18 protein-coding genes and 1 pseudogene are annotated in these 18,835 nt (G+C 69.2%); 8 read left to right on the plus strand and 11 right to left on the minus strand.

Translation table 11 applies throughout. The features are described 5' to 3' along the window. Position 1: 1 nt before the first annotated feature. Both P0W64_RS05260 and P0W64_RS05265 read right to left on the minus strand, forming a co-directional pair. A complete protein-coding gene (locus P0W64_RS05260; protein WP_275479023.1) occupies positions 2-1,615 on the minus strand; it encodes a DHA2 family efflux MFS transporter permease subunit in 1,614 nt (537 codons plus the stop codon). Next, the gene (locus P0W64_RS05265) at positions 1,612-2,100 is read right to left on the minus strand and encodes a MarR family transcriptional regulator (RefSeq protein ID WP_275479024.1); all 489 of its coding nucleotides are present in this window, start codon (positions 2,098-2,100) and stop codon (positions 1,612-1,614) included. The genes P0W64_RS05260 and P0W64_RS05265 overlap by 4 nt, the downstream gene beginning before the upstream one ends. 129 nt (positions 2,101-2,229) lie before the next feature. Here P0W64_RS05265 and P0W64_RS05270 point away from each other — a divergent pair, with 129 nt between their 5' ends. The 3 genes from P0W64_RS05270 (at position 2,230) to P0W64_RS05280 (ending at position 4,355) form a co-directional block, all read left to right on the plus strand. Further along, positions 2,230-2,721 (plus strand): glutathione peroxidase, encoded by a 492-nt coding sequence (locus tag P0W64_RS05270; protein WP_275479025.1) that lies wholly within the window; start codon positions 2,230-2,232, stop codon positions 2,719-2,721. A 90-nt stretch (positions 2,722-2,811) separates the two neighbouring features. Beyond that, positions 2,812-3,513: a DUF2334 domain-containing protein gene (locus tag P0W64_RS05275; RefSeq protein WP_275479026.1), complete on the plus strand. Its 702-nt coding sequence runs from the start codon at positions 2,812-2,814 to the stop codon at positions 3,511-3,513. A gap of 38 nt (positions 3,514-3,551) precedes the next feature. Continuing rightward, on the plus strand, positions 3,552-4,355 hold the full coding sequence (locus P0W64_RS05280) for a class I SAM-dependent methyltransferase (RefSeq protein WP_275479027.1): 804 nt from the start codon (positions 3,552-3,554) through the stop codon (positions 4,353-4,355). Between the two features lie 88 nt (positions 4,356-4,443). Here P0W64_RS05280 and P0W64_RS05285 read toward each other — a convergent pair whose 3' ends face one another. The 9 genes and pseudogenes from P0W64_RS05285 to P0W64_RS05325 all read right to left on the minus strand — a co-directional run bounded on the left by P0W64_RS05285 (position 4,444) and on the right by P0W64_RS05325 (position 13,623). Then, positions 4,444-6,156: a serine hydrolase gene (locus tag P0W64_RS05285; protein WP_275479028.1), complete on the minus strand. Its 1,713-nt coding sequence runs from the start codon at positions 6,154-6,156 to the stop codon at positions 4,444-4,446. Next, entirely contained in the window at positions 6,153-6,791 is a 639-nt protein-coding gene (locus tag P0W64_RS05290) for a TetR/AcrR family transcriptional regulator (protein ID WP_275479029.1), read from the minus strand. The genes P0W64_RS05285 and P0W64_RS05290 overlap by 4 nt, the downstream gene beginning before the upstream one ends. 13 nt (positions 6,792-6,804) lie before the next feature. Further along, positions 6,805-7,916 (minus strand): annotated as a pseudogene (locus tag P0W64_RS05295) (nitronate monooxygenase). 24 nt (positions 7,917-7,940) lie between these two features. Then, positions 7,941-8,696 carry an enoyl-CoA hydratase family protein gene (locus P0W64_RS05300; protein WP_275479030.1) on the minus strand — a complete coding sequence of 252 codons (756 nt, stop codon included), beginning with the start codon at positions 8,694-8,696 and terminating at the stop codon, positions 7,941-7,943. Then, entirely contained in the window at positions 8,693-9,577 is an 885-nt protein-coding gene (locus P0W64_RS05305) for a MaoC/PaaZ C-terminal domain-containing protein (RefSeq protein WP_275479031.1), read from the minus strand. Before P0W64_RS05305 ends, P0W64_RS05300 begins: the two co-directional genes overlap by 4 nt. Beyond that, positions 9,574-10,479 carry an SDR family oxidoreductase gene (locus P0W64_RS05310; RefSeq protein ID WP_275479032.1) on the minus strand — a complete coding sequence of 302 codons (906 nt, stop codon included), beginning with the start codon at positions 10,477-10,479 and terminating at the stop codon, positions 9,574-9,576. Before P0W64_RS05310 ends, P0W64_RS05305 begins: the two co-directional genes overlap by 4 nt. 21 nt (positions 10,480-10,500) lie before the next feature. Beyond that, positions 10,501-11,652: an acetyl-CoA C-acetyltransferase gene (locus P0W64_RS05315; RefSeq protein ID WP_275479033.1), complete on the minus strand. Its 1,152-nt coding sequence runs from the start codon at positions 11,650-11,652 to the stop codon at positions 10,501-10,503. 16 nt (positions 11,653-11,668) lie between these two features. Beyond that, a complete protein-coding gene (locus P0W64_RS05320) occupies positions 11,669-12,457 on the minus strand; it encodes an SDR family oxidoreductase (protein WP_275479034.1) in 789 nt (262 codons plus the stop codon). Beyond that, entirely contained in the window at positions 12,454-13,623 is a 1,170-nt protein-coding gene (locus P0W64_RS05325; protein ID WP_275479035.1) for an acyl-CoA dehydrogenase family protein, read from the minus strand. The genes P0W64_RS05320 and P0W64_RS05325 overlap by 4 nt, the downstream gene beginning before the upstream one ends. 127 nt (positions 13,624-13,750) lie before the next feature. Between P0W64_RS05325 and P0W64_RS05330 the strand changes: the two genes are divergently transcribed. The 5 genes from P0W64_RS05330 (at position 13,751) to P0W64_RS05350 (ending at position 18,835) form a co-directional block, all read left to right on the plus strand. After that, positions 13,751-14,632, plus strand: a complete 882-nt coding sequence (locus tag P0W64_RS05330; RefSeq protein WP_275479036.1) for an enoyl-CoA hydratase — start codon at positions 13,751-13,753, stop codon at positions 14,630-14,632. Next, on the plus strand, positions 14,629-15,918 hold the full coding sequence (locus P0W64_RS05335) for an acyl-CoA dehydrogenase family protein (RefSeq protein ID WP_275479037.1): 1,290 nt from the start codon (positions 14,629-14,631) through the stop codon (positions 15,916-15,918). The genes P0W64_RS05330 and P0W64_RS05335 overlap by 4 nt, the downstream gene beginning before the upstream one ends. Then, complete coding sequence (locus tag P0W64_RS05340) at positions 15,915-16,892, plus strand: acyl-CoA dehydrogenase (protein WP_275479038.1); 978 nt, start codon at positions 15,915-15,917, stop codon at positions 16,890-16,892. The genes P0W64_RS05335 and P0W64_RS05340 overlap by 4 nt, the downstream gene beginning before the upstream one ends. A gap of 1 nt (position 16,893) precedes the next feature. Continuing rightward, positions 16,894-17,967: an acyl-CoA dehydrogenase family protein gene (locus P0W64_RS05345; protein WP_275479039.1), complete on the plus strand. Its 1,074-nt coding sequence runs from the start codon at positions 16,894-16,896 to the stop codon at positions 17,965-17,967. A gap of 109 nt (positions 17,968-18,076) precedes the next feature. Continuing rightward, positions 18,077-18,835, plus strand: coding sequence for an SDR family oxidoreductase (locus P0W64_RS05350; protein WP_275479040.1), 759 nt, complete (start codon positions 18,077-18,079; stop codon positions 18,833-18,835).

Here is an 18,835-nt window from a genome sequence, read left to right on the forward strand (position 1 = left end):
GTCAGTGCACCATCACCGCGCGCTCTGCGGCGCCGGTGTCGGCGTCGTGGGAGCGGGGCAGGAAGAACGCGGGGATCAGGCAGATCGCGACGAGCGCAGCCGCGACCACCCAGCTGTGTGCGAACGCGTGCGCCGCGTCGGGCAGGGCCTGCTGAAGGAAGGCGTCGAACTTGTCCTGCCCGCCGAGCAGCTTGGCGCCCTGTTCGCGTGCGCTTGGACTGGAGTTGAACCCGAATGCCGCAGCGCCCTGGGCCACCGGCGCGGGTTGTCCCGGGGCCGGGATCAGCGGGCCGGCGCTCTTCAGCAGGTTCGTAAAGATCACCGAGAACACAGCGGTGCCGATCGACGCGGAGATCTGCTGCACGATGTTCGTCAGCGTCGAGCCGCGCGAGATCGAGTGTGGCTCGAGCGTGCGGATCGCGGCAGACATGGTCGGCATCATCGTCATTCCCATGCCGAGGCCCTGGACGAACAGCGAACCGCACACGATCCAGTAGCTCGTGTCGGCATCGATCGTGGCGAATGCGATGAGGCCGACGACGATGAGCGCGAGTCCGGACATGACGAACTTGCCCGGGCCCATCTTGTCGGTGAGGGTGCCGGCGATCGGCATCGTGACCATCGCGCCCAGGCCCTGCGGCGCCAGCAGCAGGCCGGCCATGAGGGTCGTGGTTCCGCGGACACCGATGAAGTACTGCGAGTAGAGCAGCATCGAGCCGAAGAACGCGATCGCGAAACACGTGAACGTGATCATTGCGACGGTCATGTTCCGGTTCTTGAACAGCCGCAGGTCGAGCAGCGGGAGCTTGGCACGCAGCGCCCAGAACACGAACGCGCCGATCAGCACGACGCCGATGATCGCGGATACGAGCACACGCGCCGTGAACATCGTGCCCTCGGTGGCCTGCGCCTCGGGTATCGACGAGACGCCGAACAGGAAGAGCGCCAGACCGGGCGACAGCAGTAGGAAGCCGACGATATCGAACGACTCCGACGGTGAGGTCTCGTCCTTGTCGAGCACGATCGCCGCGTAGATGATCGCGATGACGCCGATCGGCAGGTTGATCAGGAAGATCCAGTGCCACGAGTAGGACTCGATCAGCCAGCCGCCCAGGATCGGGCCGCCGATCGGGCCGAGCAGCATCGGGATCCCGAGCACGGCCATGACGCGGCCGATGCGCTCCGGGCCCGCGGCGCGGGTCAGGATCATCATGCCGAGCGGCATCAGCATGCCGCCGCCGAGACCCTGGATCACGCGGAAGATGATCAGCTCGGTGATGCCGCCGGCCATGGCACACATGACCGAGCCGAGCACGAACAGTGCCGTCGAGATCATGTACAGCCGTTTGGTACCGAATCTGTCCGCGGCCCAGCCGGTTACGGGGATGACGGCGGCCAGCGCGAGCGTGTAGCCGGTCATGGTCCACGCCACCGTCGCCGGCGTGGCGTTCCACTGGGACTGGAAGGTGTTCTGGGCCACGCCCACGATGGTCATGTCCAGGATCGACATGATGGCGCCTAGAACCACGACGCCGGCGACCAGGAGGACGCGGCGGTCGAGCCCCTGGTCGGCGTGAGTGGCGCCGGCCTGCTCGACGGGTTGGTCGGAAGTCATGAGGTCACTTTCGTTGCGGTGAACAGCGGGTTGGGGGAGAGGATCCCGAGTCGGAGGATCTCGTCCAGCACGTCGTGCAGTCGCTCGCGGACGTCCGCGGGCAGCTCCTCGGCCAACGCCTGCACCTCACGATGCTTGTCGGCGGTGGCCTCCGCAATGGATTTTCGGCCCATGTCGGTGACGGTCAGGTTCTTGATCCGGCGGTCGTTCGCGTCTTCTCTGCGGTCGACCAGCCCCTGCTGCACGAGCTTCTCCACGTTCCGCCCCGTGGCCGCGACCGACAGGCCGAGCTCGTCGGCGATGCGGTTGATCGGGAGCGGATGGTCGGTCGATGCGAGTCGCAGCAGCAGATGGAACTGCGATGCGGTCAGATCGGACGACAGCATCTCGCCCAGGCAGCGCTGAGCCACACCCTGCATCAGACGACCGATGAACTCCGTGAGGACCTTGCCGCACGCATCGGCGGAGACTGGAGTTGCTTGCACCCGGAAATACTAACTCCAATGCAATCTTTGCGCCATCGAGATAGATGTGGGATACATCTCATGCACCGGAATCGTCCCGCGGCCCGAACTCGACAGCGAACGGGGTGCCACGCGGTTACGGTCGAGGACATGACCACTCTCGATTCGATCTCCTTGACCACCCTCGACGGCGGCTCCGCCTCCCTCGCCGATTACGCGGGCAACGCGGTCCTCGTCGTGAACGTCGCCAGCAAGTGCGGCCTCACGCCGCAGTACACCGGCCTCGAGGCGCTCGCGAAGAAGTACGGGGACCGGGGGCTGACGGTGCTGGGCGTGCCCTGCAACCAGTTCGCCGGGCAGGAGCCCGGCACGGCCGACGAGATCGCCACATTCTGCTCGACGACCTACGGCGTGACGTTCCCGCTGCTCGCGAAGGCCGACGTCAACGGCGACGACCGCCACCCTCTTTACGCCGAACTCACCCAGGTCGCGGACGCCGGAGGCGAGGCCGGGGACGTGCAGTGGAACTTCGAGAAGTTCCTCATCGCGCCCGACCACGCGACGGTGACCCGATTCCGCCCGCGGACCGAGCCCGAGTCCGACGAGGTGGTCTCTGCCGTCGAGGCTGCCCTGCCGCGCTGAGTCCGGCGCCGAGCTCCCGTGCCGAGCCAGTTCAGCGACACGCAACCCGGAGGTGACCTTCGGGCCACCTCCGGGGGTCACACTGAAGCCATGTCCGGTCTGCTGTATGTCTCCGTCTCCGGGATCTCAGATGCGACCCGCGCCGACGTCGCGTCCTTCGCCTCCGCGATGGACGAGCGTGGCGTGCCGTTGTCCCTGCTCGTCGCGCCTCGTCTGAAGGGCAAGTACCGGCTGCTCGAGGATTCGAGCACCCAGGCCTTCCTGCGCGAGCGCCGCGCCGCCGGTGACTCGATGGTTCTGCACGGCTTCGATCAGGCCGCGACGAAGCGGCGGCGCGCCGAGTTCGCGACCATCGGCGAGCATGAGGCCCGTCTGCGCCTCACGGCCGCCGATCGAGTCCTCGAGGAGGTCGGCCTGCGGACCCGCGTCTTCGCCGCACCGCGGTGGAACGCATCGCCCGGCGCGATAGCAGCGCTGCCCGGCCTCGGGTTCCGCATGAACGTCGGTTACACCGCCGTCCTCGACCTCGAGCGCGATATCGAGGTGAAGGCGCGACTGCTCGGTATCGGCGACGGCTTCCTCGCCGAACCGTGGTGGTGCCGGGCGCTCATCGCCACCGCGAACCGCGTAGCCCGCCGGGGCGGGATCGTTCGCCTCGCCGTCGACGGCAAGCGGCTGTCTGGTTCGGCGCCGCGCCGCAGCATCCTCGACGCCGTCGATCTCGCCCTGCACCACGGCGCCGAGCCGGTCGCATACCGCTGGCAGCCGCATGTTCATGCCGGCGCGGCTTGAGGGTTCCGATTTAGGATCACCTAAGTTACGGTGCCTGCATGGCTGTCGAACTGGGCGACGTGCAGGAGACCCTGCTGATCCCGTTGCTGGGCCGAGCGCTGGACGCTGAGGCGAAGCAGAGCATCCTGGGGGACCAGAAGGCGGTCGAGTTGGTCGACGCGCTCGACTACGACTTCACGAGGTTCCGCGGCCCGTCGTTGATGGGATCGGTGCTGCGGGCGTCGATCTTCGACCAGTACGTACGCGATTTCCTCGCGCGGCATCCCGACGGTACCGTCGTGGATCTCGGTTGTGGCCTGTCCACCCGGTTCGACCGCCTCGACAACGGGCGCGTTCGCTGGTTCGACCTGGACATGCCCGACACCATGGCCTTGCGCCGCACGTTCTTCGGCGATCACGACCGGTATGCGATGCTCGACGGCTCACTGTTCGGCGAGGATTGGTGGGACGTCGTCTCGGGAGGGGAGGGGCCGGTGTTCCTGCTGAGCGAGGCCGTCCTCCTGTATTTCCCCGATGACGAGGTACGGGATGTGTTGCGCCGCTGGGGGGCACGCTTTCCGGGCAGCCCGGTCGCGTTCGACACGGGCGGTTCGCTGATGATGCGTAACCAGGACCGCAACGCTGTGTTCGACTCCATCCGCGCGCGCATGGCGTGGGTGTGCGACGACCCGTCGTCGCTGGAGTCACTGGGCCTGAAGCTCCGCGAGTCCCGCGACTTCGGCCGGGCGCAGGCGAGTGTCGCGCGCCGCTGGCCGCTCAAGTACCGTCTGTTCGCGTCGGCGTTCCGCTGGGCCCCGTTCGTCACCACCTATAAGCTCAACCTCTTCGATATCCCGGAGTGATCCCGGTGACCGCCCGCATCTCGGGCCGCCTGTTCGCTCCGCGCGGCCGGTGTGGATCGCGCCGGGTTCCGCGCCGCTGAGAGCGCTGTCAGGTGGTCGCCGCGCCGTCGTCGCGGGTGAATACGCCGACCCCGGGCTGGATCTCCAGTTCCGTTGCGCGGCCGTGTGACATCACGAAATCGGCGCGGATCGACGGCAGTCCCCGCACCGTGAAGCCCGTCTCGGTCTTCGGCTCCAGCGTGAACGTTCGGGCGCCCGCGATATCGGCGTGGAGGTGGGTCTGCTGCAGCCGCACCTGTACCTCCAGCTCGCCCATGGTGTACCGCCCGACGAACGCCGCGAGGCGCTCGGGGCCGGACAACTCGTCCGAGGTCTGCCGTACGAACACGATGGGTGGCACAGCCGGTTCGAGAGATACTGCGAGAGAGGCGATCTCCCCGTCGGCATCGGCCGTGAAAGTCAGCGGAAGCGGCACCTCGATCGCACCGTAGTGCAGATCCCACGTGTCGAAGTGGCGATGCGTCGCGTCGAAGTCGAGCTCGCCGAGCCGCGCGTGCAGTCCGTCCTCGTCCACCGTGACCGAGAGCGTCCCGTAGCCGAGGTGCCGGTATTCGCCGGAGTACGCACCGAGGCCGTGCGAGGGTGGAGCATCGACCGCTGTCGCCCGCCTGCGGTCGATCGCCTCCCGGCCGCCCTGCCGCGCCGCCTGCTGCAGGCCCCGAAGGCGTTCGCCCCAGGGGAGTACCGGCAGGTCCAGAAGATCGTCCAGGACGAGGTCGCAGGCCACATCGGGAAGTGGGGAACCGTGTTGATTGGTGAGGACCACTACGCCTGCACCGACCGATGGCGCCATGGCCACCTTCGCCGTGTAACCGTCGATCGCGCCGCCGTGATGGACCACGCGATGACCGCGGTAGCTCTCCAGCGCCCATCCGAGGCCGTATCCGATTCCGAAACGTTCAGGCCACAAGGCGGTCTGCTCGGCGACCGCCATGGCTGGCGCGTACAGCGTCTTCAGGGCCGACGGCGGGACGACCTCCCGTCCGTCGATGCACCCGTCACCGAGGTTGGCCACCATCCAGCGGGCCAGATCGGTCACGGACGAGTAGATGCTGCCGGCGGGCCCGCACACCGGAAAGTCTTTGGGAGGCAACTCCTCGGGGCCGGTCTCTCGTTCGCGGTAGCCTCGGCTGCAGTCGTCGAAGAGCCGCGCCGCCGCCGGCGAGAAGCAGGTATCGGTCATCCCGAGCGGCGCGAGCAGACGCTCGTGAACCGCCTCCTCCCACGTGGATCCAAGCAGTTCGCCTGCCAGATAGCCTGCGACGAGATACATCAGGTTGTTGTATTGCCACGTCTGTCGGAACGTCCTGTTCGGTTCGAGATGGCGCAATCGCTCCACCATCTCCCGCCGACTCAAGTCCGGATTCGCATACCAGGTGAAGTCGTGGCGCGGGAGTCCTGAATCGTGGCAGAGCAGATCGCGTGGCGTGATCAACTCGGTCGCGATGGGATCGCGGAGCCGGAATCGTGGCAGATACTCGCGAACCGGCCTATCCCACTCGAGCAGACCGTCACCGACCAGCGCGGCGAGAAGTGTTGCGGTGAAGGCCTTGGTGGTCGAGCCGATAGCGAACAGCGTGTGCTCGGTCGCCGGTAGACCGGCATCGACATCACGCAGTCCGAGGCCCCTTGCCAGTTCCACGCGGCCGTCCCGGACCACCGCCACCGCCATAGCCGGCGCAGCGAAGCGCTGCCGTTCGCGCTCGAGCGCCCCCGTCAGGCCTTCCATCCCGGTGTTCACACGAACCGCCCCGATTCCCCGCGCTCTGCGAGGAGCCCACCGTAGAAGAGATCGATGAACTGCTCGGCGAGTTTGTCGTGGCGGAGCCGACCGCGAGGGCGGTACCACTCGACCGTGGACCAGATGGAATCGCGGGCGAAGCGGTACGACACGCTGTGGTCCAGGCCCGCGCGGAACTCACCGGATTCGCTCCCGGCCGCGAAGACCTGCAACCACAGCTTGTTGATCCGCTCGCCGGTGCGCAGCACGAACGCGAACTCGGGTTGGTGCGTGAACAGGCTGGTCTCGTTCTGGTACAGCGCAACCGCGTGCGGCTGCTCGTGGATGGTCTGGAAAGACGAGCGGATCAGCTGCTCCAGCACCGTGCTCGGCGGGCCACCGGCATCGACGATGTCGGTGAAGCGCCGCAGCAGCCCCTCCATGAAGTCGCGCAGCACCTCGACGAGCATCGCCTCCTTGGAGGCGAAATGATGGTAGAGACTGCCGGACAGCATCCCGGCGGCTTCGGCGATGTCCCGCACCGTCGTCTGCGCGTATCCCTTGGTGGCGAACAACTCTGCGGCGATGCCGAGCAACTCCTCGCGCCGGTCCGTCCCGGACTCACGCCGTGCCCTCGTCGTACCGCGCGGCGCCATCGCCCACCTGCCTTCACCCTCGAGAATCGTCCTCCGCCAACCTAGCAGTTGTTTGTGGGTCGGATGTCGTGAGGCGCGCGAGCTCCGCGAGCCGCTCGACGGCGCCCGCGACGACGCGTTCGACCAACTCGGCGCACGTAGGCAGGTCGTCGAGGGCGCCGACCACCTGGCCGGAGGCGAGCATCCCCGCCGACAGGTCGCCGTCGACGAGGCCCGCTTTGAGCAGCATGGGTGTGTTGGCCGCCATGGCGGTCTGCGCGACGGTGCGGTCGCCCGAGCGGCTCAGGCGTAGGCCGTCGGCGAGGAACTCGCGCCACGGGGTGCGCTGTGCGCGCCGGAGTTCCAGTGCATGGAAGGCGCTGCGGCGCAACCGGTGCAACGGTCGTTCGTCTTCCAGGTCCTCGACGAACTCGGTGCGCAGCAGGCGGTGTGGCATGCCGTCGGCCTTGGTGGTGACGACGGTGCCGTCCAGCCGAACTCCAGGTAGCGGTGCTTGACGTGCTCGGGGACCGAGCTGTCCGCGGTCAGCAGAAACCTTGTGCCCATACCGATCCCGGCGGCGCCATAGGCGAGTGCGGCGGCGAGGCCGCGGCCGTCGAAATAGCCGCCGGCAGCGACGACCGGTATGTCGACGGCGTCGAGCACCTGCGGCAGCAGGAGCGATGTGGGAACGGGACCGGTGTGCCCGCCGCCCTCTCCGCCCTGCACCATCACCAGATCCGCGCCCCACGATGCGACCCTGCGTGCGTGCTTGGCCGCACCCACCGAAGGCATGACGACGACACCGTGTTCTCTCAGCCGCGCGATCAGCTCGGGCCTGGGTGCCAAGGCGAACGACGCGACCTTGACACCGTGTTCGATCAGCAGCGTGACGCGGTCGCCGGCGTCCGACGCATCGGCCCGAAGGTTGACGCCGAACGGTTTGTCGGTGCGGAACTTGATCTTCCGGATGGCGGTGTCGAGCTCGCCCGTGGTCATCGTCGCCGACGCCAGGATGCCTAGAGCACCCGCTTCGGCGACGGCGGTGACGAGGCGGGGCCCGGCGACCCAGCCCATGCCGGTCTGCACGACGGGGTGCGCGACGCCGGTCAGCCGCGTCAGTGGCGTGGACAGGGGGCCGGTCATGGATCTCCTTCTGCTGTCGCGGGGCTAGGTGCGCAGTGCACGACCCGTGGCGACGAACTCGTCGCGGTGTTCATCCGATACGCCCGCCAGGTTGAGCTCGAACGTGAACCCCTGCTCGAATCGGTAGCTGCGGTTCACGTCCACGGGGTCGATGCCGTTGAGGGCCTCCTTGGCCGCACGCAACACGCGCGGGTCCTTGGCTGCGATCTCGCGGGCGACGGCGAGCGCGGCACCGTCCAGTCGGTCGCGCGGGACGACCTCGAGGACCGAACCGTGCCGTGCCAGCTCGGCAGCCGTGATCCGCCTGCCTGTGAAATAGAGGGCGCGCATGAGGTGCTGCGGCACCAGCCGCGCAAGATGGGTTCCGACTCCCAGTGCGCCGCGGTCGATCTCGGGCACGGCGATGTAAGCGTCGTCGCTGGCCACCACGATGTCACTGTTGGCCACGAGCCCGACACCGCCGCCCACGCAGAATCCATGGACGGCCGAGACGACGGGGACGGGGCACTCGTACACAGCCTTGAACGCCGCGTAACAGCCCTTGTTGGCGCCTAGCAGGGCGGTGAAACCGTCGGTGTTCTGCATCTCCTTGATGTCGACACCGGCGTTGAAGCCGCGGCCCTCGGCACGCAGCACCACCACTCGCGCTCCGTCGGCCGCGGCGGTGACGACGGCGTCGGCGATACCGAACCAGCCGGCTACCGGCAGCGCGTTGACGGGGGCATAGGCGACGGTGACTACGGCGATCGTCTCGTCGACGAGTTCTGTGCTGACACTCATGTTTTCGTCCTCTGCTCTGGCTGCGCCGGTCGGTCGAAGGTGAGGTGGCCGCCGGATACCGCGGGACCACGTCCGGTGTGGATGTCGAAATCGGCCGCCGGGCCCCTGGCGCCGATCCCGGCGCGGTCGGCGTCCCAACCGCGCACGGTGATCGAGTCGCCGGGGAACACGACGCCACTGAATCGCGCTGAGACGCTGCACAGATCGGCCGGGTGTACGCCGAGACGCTCGGCTGCCGCGAGGCACCCGGCGGCGAGAGTCGCGAGCCCGTGCAGGATCGGCCGGGGCTGCCCGATACCCCGGGCGGCCGCCGGATCGATGTGGATCCGGTGTCGGTCACCGAGTAGGCGATACAGAGCCGCGGCGTTCTGGGCTATCGAGACCTCCGTCCCCCAGTCGGGCTCAGCTGACGGTGCCGCCGGTCTCCCGGGCCCGCGCTCGCCACCGAACCCGCCGTGTCCCGGGGCGAACAGCGACCACGTGGCGGTGAAGTACTCGCAGGAGGCCGTCACGTCGTAGACCGCTGCCGAGCCCTTGTCCCACACGGCGTCGACGCGGGCGGACAGGACCGCTTCGCCATCGGACGGCAGCCGCCGGTGCACATCCAGGCGTTGCGCGCCGTGCAGGGCCGACGCGATGTCGAAAGCGCCTGCGGCGCCGAGCACGTCGGGAGCCCACTGTGCGAGGGTGAGCGCGAACGGGGGCAGCACCCGCAGGCGGTCTTCGTAGACGAGCGAGAGCTGGTCAGCCCGGGCACCGACGGCGAGCGCGAACAGGATCGCGTCGCGTGACGTCCACGCCACGGTGCGTTCGCCGAGTGAGCAGCCCAGCCACTCCGATGGCGACGCCCCGGGCGACGGCAGCGCGGTCGGTGCGCTCATGCGCCGTACACCGGCTCGGGCTCAGCTGCCGTCGACAACAGGCTCCGTACGAGCGCACCGGTCTCGGCCGCGTCCCATCGGCGCCCGAGATCCAAGCGTGGGCCGTGGCGCCAGCCCTCCTCGACGCACACGGCGCCGCCCTCGACCTCGATGACGCGCCCGGTGACATCTACAGAGTCGATGCTCGCGAGCCAGGCGACGACGGGGGAGACGTTACCCGGGTGCATAGCATCGAAACCGTCTGCAGGCGCTGCCATCCGCTCGGCGAAGGGCCCCTCGGTCATGCGTGTGCGTGCGGCCGGCGCTATGGCGTTGACAGTGACGCCGTAGCGGGCCAGCTCGGCCGCCGCCACCGTCGTGAGCGCCGCGACGCCCGCCTTGGCTGCCGAGTACGACGCCTGTCCGATGCTTCCCTGCAAGCCGGCACCCGACGTGGTGTTCACGATGCGCGCCGCCCGCTGCCGCCCGGCCTTCGACTCGCTGCGCCAGTATGCGGCGGCGAGTCGAGTGGTCACGTAATGGCCCTTGAGGTGGACCCGCACGACGGCGTCCCACTCGTCCTCGGAGGTGTTCACCAGCATCCTGTCACGCACGAAACCTGCGTTGTTGACAAGGACGTCGAGGCCACCGAAGGCGTCGACAGCTGTCGCGATCGTGCGCCCCACGGCGTCGGCGTCGGCGACATCGGCGTCATCGGCGACGGCCTCGCCGCCGGACTCGCGGATCAGTTCGACGGTTTCGGCGGCCGGGCCCGCGGAGGTTCCCTCGCCGTCCAGCGACGTCCCGATGTCGTTGACGACGACGCGCGCGCCCTGGCGCGCCAGCTCGAGCGCGTGCTCGCGGCCGAGGCCGCCGCCCGCGCCGGTGACGATGGCGACGCGCCCGCTCAGGATTCCGGTCATGGTGTCCTCCGGTCGGATTCTCTAGAGCCGTTCGATGATCGTGACGTTGGCGTTGCCGCCGCCCTCGCACATGACCTGCAGGCCGAACCGGCCGCCGGTGCGCTCGAGCTCGTGCAACAGGGTCGCCATGAGCTTGGTGCCGGTGGCACCGATCGGATGCCCGAGGGCGATGCCGCCGCCGTTGACGTTGACGCGCTCCGGATCCGCGCGCAGCTCGGAGATCCACGCGAGCACCACGGACGCGAAGGCCTCGTTGACCTCGAACAGGTCGATGTCGTCGATCTTCATGTCCGCCAGTCGAAGTGCGCGCTCGGTGGCGGCGATCGGGGCGGTCAGCATCCATACCGGGTCGTCGGCGTAGACGCTGATGTGGTGGATGCGGGCGCGCGGGGTGAGCGCGTGCTCGGCGACGGCGCGGGGGGACGCCACGAGCAGAGCGCTTGCCGCGTCGGAGATCTGCGACGCCACTGCGGGCGTCACGCGTCCGCCCTGGGTCAGTGGCGCCAGCGCAGCCATCTTCTCCAGCGAGGTGTCACGGCGCGGGCCCTCGTCCACCAGAAAACCTCCGACGGGGCTGATCTCGCGATCGAACCGACCCTCGTCGATGGCCGCGACCGCTAGTCGGTGGCTGCGGAGCGCGAACGCCTCCATGGCCTCGCGGGTGATGCCCCACCTCTCAGCGATCAGCTCCGCGGACCGGAACTGGGAGACCTCGACGTCCCCGTATCGAGCGCGCCAGCCCTCCGACTCGGCGAACGGAGTCGTGAACCCGTACTCGTGTCCGGCCGACATCGCTGCCGATATGGGGATGGCGGACATGTTCTGCACGCCGCCCGCGACGATCAGGTCCGCGGTCCCGGACAGCACGCCCTGCGCCGCGAAATGCACTGCCTGCTGAGCGGATCCGCACTGCCGATCGACGGTGATCCCGGGGACGTGCTGAGGCAGGCCCGCGGCGAGCCACGCGGTGCGGGCGATGTTGCCGGCCTGCGGGCCGATCGTGTCGCAGCATCCGAGTATCACGTCGTCGACGGCATCAGGATCCGCACCGGTGCGATCGATCAATGCGGTGAGGGCGTGCGCGCCGAGGTCGGCCGAGTGCATGCCGGCCAGTGCGCCGCCGCGCCGCCCCGTCGGGGTTCGGACTGCATCGATGATGAACGCCTCTGACATGGTCGGCCTTTCAGGTCTATGGGTGCTGGCTGCTCACCGACACGACCTCGCCGGTCATGTAGGACGAGTACCCGCTGGCGAGGAACACGATGACGCCGGCGACCTCCCACGGCTCGGCGGCGCGGCCGAACGCCTCCCGCGCCTCGAGCTCCGCCAACAGCTCCTCGGAGGTCACCTTCGCCAGGAAGGGATGCATGGCGAGGCTGGGTGCGACCGCGTTGACCCGGATGCCGTGCTCCGCGAGATCCATGGCCGCGCAGCGGGTGAGGGCCATGACGCCGGCCTTCGCCGCGGCGTAGTGCGCCTGCCCCGCCTGGGCTCGCCAGCCCACCACCGACGCGTTGTTCACGATCGCGCCGCGTTTCTCGGAGGTGGCCATGCGACGCCCGGCGGCGCGGACACAGTGGAACGTCCCGTCCAGTGTCACCCGCAGCACCGTCGACCACTGCTCGTCGGTCATATCGAGGATCGAGGCGGTCCCGCCTAGACCGGCGTTGTTGATCATCAGGTCCACGCCGCCGAACGGCTCCGCCTCATCGAGCAGCGCCTCGACCTGCTCCGGATCCGTTACGTCGCAACGGATGGAAGGGACCCGGTCCGCACCGAACTCCTCGCCCAGTTCTGCCGCGGTCTCGGCCAGGCGCCGCTGGTGCGTATCGCTGACGACCACTGCCCGCGCCCCTTCCGCCAGGCACCGCCTGGCGGTGGCCACGCCGATACCTGCGCCAGCCGCGGCCGTGACGACTGCGACCCGGCCGTCGAGCAGGCCGTGGGGCGACGGGCATTCGGGTGCCGAGGGTTTCACGGGCGGGGCTCCTTGGGCATGCCGAGCACTCGCTCGGCGACGATGTTGCGCTGGATCTCGTCGGAGCCGCCATAGATGGTGTCGGCGCGGCTGAACAGATACATGGCCTGCTGGTCGTCGAGGCGGTAGTGGTCGCCGGTGGTGAGTGCGGACGGCCCCCGGACCGCCATCGCGAGTTCACCCAGGTCACGGTGCCAGCGGGACCACACGAGCTTGGCTACCGACACCTCGGCACCGCCGGCCTGGGAGTCCAGGGTGCGCAGCGCGTGCGCGCGCATGACCTCTAGTCCGACGGTCGCCCGGGCGATCCGGTCCGCCACGACGGGATCGTCGGCCGTCCCGTTCGCGCGAGCCTGCGACTCGACGGCGGCGAGTTCGCGTGCGAACCCGATCTGCTGTCCGATGGTCGAGACGCCCCGTTCGTAACCGAGCGTGGCCATCGCGATACGCCATCCGTCGCCGGGAGCGCCCACGACGAGGCCCCCCTCGGTGCGCGCACCGCTGAAGTAGACCTCGTTGAACTCGGACGTGCCCGTGAGCTGCACTATGGGCCGTACCTCGACGCCGGGCTGGTCCATCGGGACCAGGAGGTAGGAGAGCCCCGCGTGTCGGCGTGAGTCGGGATCGGACCGCACGAGCACGAAGCACCACTGCGCCTGCCGCGCGAGCGATGTCCAGATCTTCTGCCCGTCGATCACCCATTCGCCGCCTTCCAGTCGCGCCCTCGTGCGCACGCCCGCCAGGTCCGAGCCGGCATCGGGTTCTGAATAGCCCTGGCACCACAGCTCGGTCACGGCGCGGATACCGGGCAGGAAGCGAGCCTGCTGGTCGCGCGTCCCGTGGTCGATCAGTGTCGGGCCCAGCAGTTCCTCGCCCAGGTGGTTGACGCGGGCCGGGGCACCGGCGCTCGCATACTCCTCGTGGAAGATCACCTGCTGTGCGAGTGGAAGTCCGCGGCCGCCGTGGTGCTCGGGCCAGCCCAGACACGTCCAGCCGGAGGCTGCGAGGTGTCGGTTCCATTCCACCCGCTCCTCGAAGGCCTCATGTTCACGTCCCGAACCGCCGCGCCCCGCGAGTCGTGCGAAATCGCCGACGAGGTTCTCTGCGAGCCACGTCCGCACCTCCTCGCGGAACGCTGCGTCGCGCGGCGATTCCGACAGGTCCATCAGGCCTCCTGGCGGCCGGGTTCGACGGGACTCCCGGCGTTCGACAACACTATCAAACCAATCGAGTGCTTGGTAGGCTGAAGGCGGTTCGATGGACGACAAGGACTTTCACTCGCGGGAGGTGTGCATGGCTGGACTCGATGAGGCATCGGACGCCGCAGATCCGGTGGTGAGGTACCAGGTGCGGGGCGCCGTCGCCGTGGTCACCCTGAACCGGCCGGAGTACAGCAACGCGCAGAACTCCGCTATGACGTATGCGCTCGACGACGCGTTCGTCCGTGCGGTCGACGACGACGATGTCCGTGTCATCGTGCTGGCGGGCGAGGGTAAGCACTTCTGCGGAGGTCACGACATCGGCACACCCGGCCGCGACATCGACGTCGGCTTCCCGCGTCGTGCGATCATCCACTGGGACCATGTCGGCAAGCAAGGGGTCGCATCCCGGTTCGCGCGCGAGTCCGAGGTCTACGTCGGCATGTGTCGGCGCTGGCGGGAGATCCCCAAGCCGGTCATCGCGATGGTGCATGGGGCCTGCGTCGCAGGCGGACTCATGCTGGCGTGGTCGTGCGACTTCGTCATCGCGTCGGACGACGCGTTCTTCTCGGATCCGGTGGTCCGAATGGGTATCCCGGGGGTGGAGTACTTCGCGCACCCATGGGTGATGAATCCCCGTGCGGCCAAGGAGTTCCTGTACACGGGTGCCCGGTTCGACGCAGAGCGGATGCGCGAACTGGGCATGGTCAACCGGGTGGTGCCCCGGGCCGAGCTCGCGGACACCGTGTTCGCCGTTGCCGACAAGATCGCAGAGATGCCGCCCCTGGGCCTCGCGCTCACCAAGAAGGCTGTCAACCAGGCCGAGGACCTGCAGGGCTTGCGCGACGGCATGGACTCGGTATTCGGTCTGCATCACGCGGCGCACGCGCACAACGCCGAGGTCGGCGCCGACTCGCTCGCCGGGCTCGATGCGCGCGCCATGGCCCGGGCGAACAAGCGGGAGGCCGGGCAGTGACAGGTGCTGCCGATATCGGCGCTGCGGTCGAGTTCACGGAGTCCGAGCGTGCTTTCCGCGCGGAGGCGCGGGAATGGCTGCGCGCGCACGCACCGGGCCGACTGCCGTCCATGGACACCTCCGCCGGCGCTGTGGCACATAGGGAATGGGAGGCCGAACTCGCAGCAGACGGGTGGTCCGTCATCGCCTGGCCCGCACGATACGGCGGCCGAGACGCCTCGCTGACCGAGTGGGTGATCTTCGAGGAGGAGTACTACCTGGCCGGCGCCCCGACCCGCATCGCACAGAACGGGATCTCGCTGCTGGCGCCGATCATCCTCGGACACGGCACCGACGACCAGCGCGATACCCTGCTGCCGTCCATCGCCGATGGCACCACGGTGTGGGCGCAGGCGTGGTCCGAACCCGAGGCGGGCAGCGACCTCGCGGCGATCCGTAGCCGTGCGGTCCGCACGGACGGCGGCTGGCTCCTTTCGGGCCAGAAGATCTGGAGCTCGCGGGCGCCGTTCGCGGACAGCGGGTTCGGTCTCTTCCGATCCGGTCGCGCGGCCGACTCGCGTGCAGAGGGCTCGGTCGGACGCCATCGCGATCTCACGTACTTCCTGTTCCCGCTGGACGCCCAGGGGATCGCCGTGCGGCCGATACGGCAGCTCGACGGCGACGCGGGTTTCGCGGAGATATTCTTCGACGACGTATTCGTTCCCGACTCCGGCGTGTTAGGTGCGGTGGGGCAGGGCTGGTCGGTCGCGATGAGCACTGCGGGCAACGAGCGAGGGCTGTCACTGCGCTCGCCGGGCAGGTTCCTGGCCGCCGCGGACCGCCTGCTGACGCTGTGGCGCGAGCGTGGTCACGTGGCGCCGGAGCCCGGCGCGAACCCCGAGACCTGGTCGGACGCGAAGGCGAACCATTGGTCGGACGCGAAGGCGAACCATTGGTCGCTCCGCGACCGTGTGGTGGACGCGTGGATTGCCGCGCACGCATACCAGCTGTACACGTGGGGCACGGTCGACCGCATCGAGTCGGGCGGCAGTGTCGGCTCGGAAGGCAGCGTCAACAAGCTCTTCTGGTCGCAGCTCGACATCGCGCTGCACGAGACCGGGCTCGAGCTACTGGGCCCGGAGCAGGAGCTGCTCGGGCCGCACGCACCCGACGCCGGCCGCTGGGTCGAGGACCACCTGTTCGCTGTCGCAGGCCCGATCTACGCCGGTACCAACGAGATCCAGCGGAACATCGTCGCCGAACGGGTGCTGGGACTGCCGCGCGGGGACAACGCGAGGCGTACATGAGGTTCTCGCTCACCGCTGAACAGCAGGCCTTCGCGAGGGCCTTGGACGGCATACTCGGTGGCGCCGACGTCCCCGCCGTGAACCGGCACGCCGCCGACGGGAAGTACGAACCGGTCACGGCCCTCTGGGGCCGACTCGCCGAGGCCGGTGTCGCGGGGCTGCTGGTGCCGGAGGACTTGGGCGGGACGGGGGGAACGGCGATCGACCTCGTGTTGGCATTCGATCGCCTCGGATTCCACGGCGTGCCGGGCCCGTGGATCGAGACGGCCGCGGTCGGGGCGATCCTGGCCGAGCCGGAGCTTCAGGCGGCGATCGTCGACGGAAGCGCGCGGATCACGGTCGCCGCCCCGCCATGGACGCCCTACGCACTTGATCCCGACGTCGCCACGAGCGTGTACCTGGCGTCGGACAGGGGCTTCGGGCGAGCCGACGCCGGCGAACGCTACGCCTCGGTGGACCCGACGCGGACACTGGCGTCGGTGTCGGCAGCCGAGGAGCGGCCCAGGGACCCGTCGATGCGGGCACGTGCACTGGATACCGCGGCCCTCGCGTGCGCTGCGACCCTGATAGGGGCCGGCGAGCGGATGCTCGCCATGACAGTCGAGTACGTCATACAGCGCAGGCAGTTCGGCCGGGCGATCGGTGAGTTCCAGGCGATCAAGCACGCCCTGGCCGACGTGAGGGTGGCGCTCGACTTCGCTCACCCGGTGTTGCACGGCGCCGCGCGCGCGCTCGCCGCCCGCGATCCGTTGGCCGCGCGGGACGTCTCTGCTGCCAAGGTGGTGGCCTCGTCGGCCGCGGCCGCCTCGGCGGCGGTGGCTCTCCAGTCGCACGGCGCGATCGGCTACACACGGGAGGCGGACCTGAGCATCTGGTACCTGCGCACGAGGGCCCTCCTCGGAGCTTGGGGCACGGCAGGGCAGCATCGGGCGCGTGTGCTCGGCTCGTTGACAGGCCCCCTGGCGGGGTACTGACATGAGATTCCGCCTGGACGACGAGCAGCAGGCCCTGGCCGCCGCGGTACGGGGCGTCGTGGAGCGCCGCGCGCAGCAGTGCGATCTGCGTGCCGCGATCGAACGCGGCTACGATCGCGAACTGTGGTCCGCGCTGTGCGGCCAGGTCGGCGTCGCCGCGCTCGCGATCCCCGCGGAGCTCGGTGGTGCCGGGGCGACGTCGTTCGAGACGCATGTGGTTCTCGATGCGTTGGGCGGATCCCTCACGCCCACACCGTTGCCGGGTACGTTCATCGCGATGCGGGCGGTCCAGCTCGCCGCCGACGGCGCCGCGCAGGAACGGCTGCTGCCGAGCCTGGCGTCCGGCGACGAGATCGGCGCCCTCGCGTGGGCCGATCATGCGGGACGCTGGTCACGTGAACCCGCGTTGAGCGCGTCGACCGACGCTGGTTCCTGGTCCCTCACAGGCACATCCGCGCTCGTCGTCGACGGCGGCCGAGCCGACGTGCTTCTTGCGGTGGCCGAGACCGGTGCCGGTGCCGCGTTGTTCGAGGCGCGTGGAGGCGTCGTGGTGAGCACCCCGGCGCTGGATCCGACACTGGACCTCGCCACGGTGACTTTCGACCGCGCTCCCGCAACGCCTCTGGGGCCGGTCCCGCTCGACGATCTGCTTGCGGAGGCCGCGTGCGCGGTCACGGCGCTACAGGTCGGTGGTGCACAGGCCGCGCTCGACCAGACCGTGCGCTATCTAGGCGAGCGGCAGCAGTTCGGGCGGCCGCTCGGGTCCTTCCAGGCCTTGAAGCACCGCGCCGCCGACATGCTCGTCGACGTCGAGACGGCGCGCTCGATCTCCTGGTGGGCGGCATATGCAGTGGCGCACCGCCAACCCGGCTATCTGCGCCGCGCGTCTGCCGCGAAGGCCTGGTGCTCCGAGGCTTTCGGCCGCGTCGCCGCCGAGATGATCCAGTTGCACGGAGGCATCGCGATCACCTGGGAGCACGACGCGCACCTGTATTTCAAGCGCGCCCACGCGACTGCCCAGCTCTTCGGTGACCCCCGGATGCACCGCTCCAGGGCTGCGAGGCACGCCACATGACGCCCGCCATCGCGACAGCGCACCCGCCCGTTCGCCGTCGACGGTGCGAGCGTGCGAGCGTGCGAGCGCGGGCGGCGGTCCTCCACCCGCGATGCAGGGGGACGTGACGATGGCACTGAGTATCGACATGTCCGGCCGCGTGGTCCTGGTGACCGGAGGTCGTGGTGGTGTGGGTAGTGGCATCGCCGAGGCGTTCCGCGCCGCGGGCGGGACGCTGGAGACCGCCGGGCGGAGCAAGCCCGACGGTCGGGATGCCGAGGGCCTGCACTACTCCAGGATCGACGTGCGCGAGCCCGACTCGGCGGCGGCATGGATTGCGGACGTGATGGATCGGCGGGGGCGCATCGATATCGTCGTCAACAACGCGGGCGGCGGCCCGTACGCGGAGTTCGCGACGGCGTCGCCGCGTCTGCACCAGAAGGTCACCGCGCTCAATTTCTTGGGACCGGTCTACGTCGCTCAGGCGGCGCACGCCGCGCTCGTGGAATCGGGGGGCGTACTGCTCAATGTCACTTCCATCTCGGCTCGCCGGCCCAGCCCGGGCACCGCCGTGTACGGCGCCGCGAAGGCCGCATTGGAGAGCCTGACCACGAGTCTCGCCGTCGAGTGGGCGCCGCGGGTTCGCGTGAACGCGGTGAGCTGCGGCCTCGTCGCCACGTCTGCCGCCGCGGGGCACTACGGCGATGCGGAGCAGACCGCGCGCGTGGCGGCCACCGTTCCGCGCGGCGTGTTCGCGAGCCCCCGCGAGATCGGTGATGCGTGCGTCCTGCTCGCGTCGCCACTAGCGGCGAATGTCACGGGCGCGGTCCTGAACGCAGACGGCGGCGGCGAGTGGCCCGCCTTCCTGCGGCACACGCCGAACGCTTGA

This window comes from Tsukamurella sp. 8F, assembly GCF_029167375.1.
Classification (GTDB): domain Bacteria; phylum Actinomycetota; class Actinomycetes; order Mycobacteriales; family Mycobacteriaceae; genus Tsukamurella.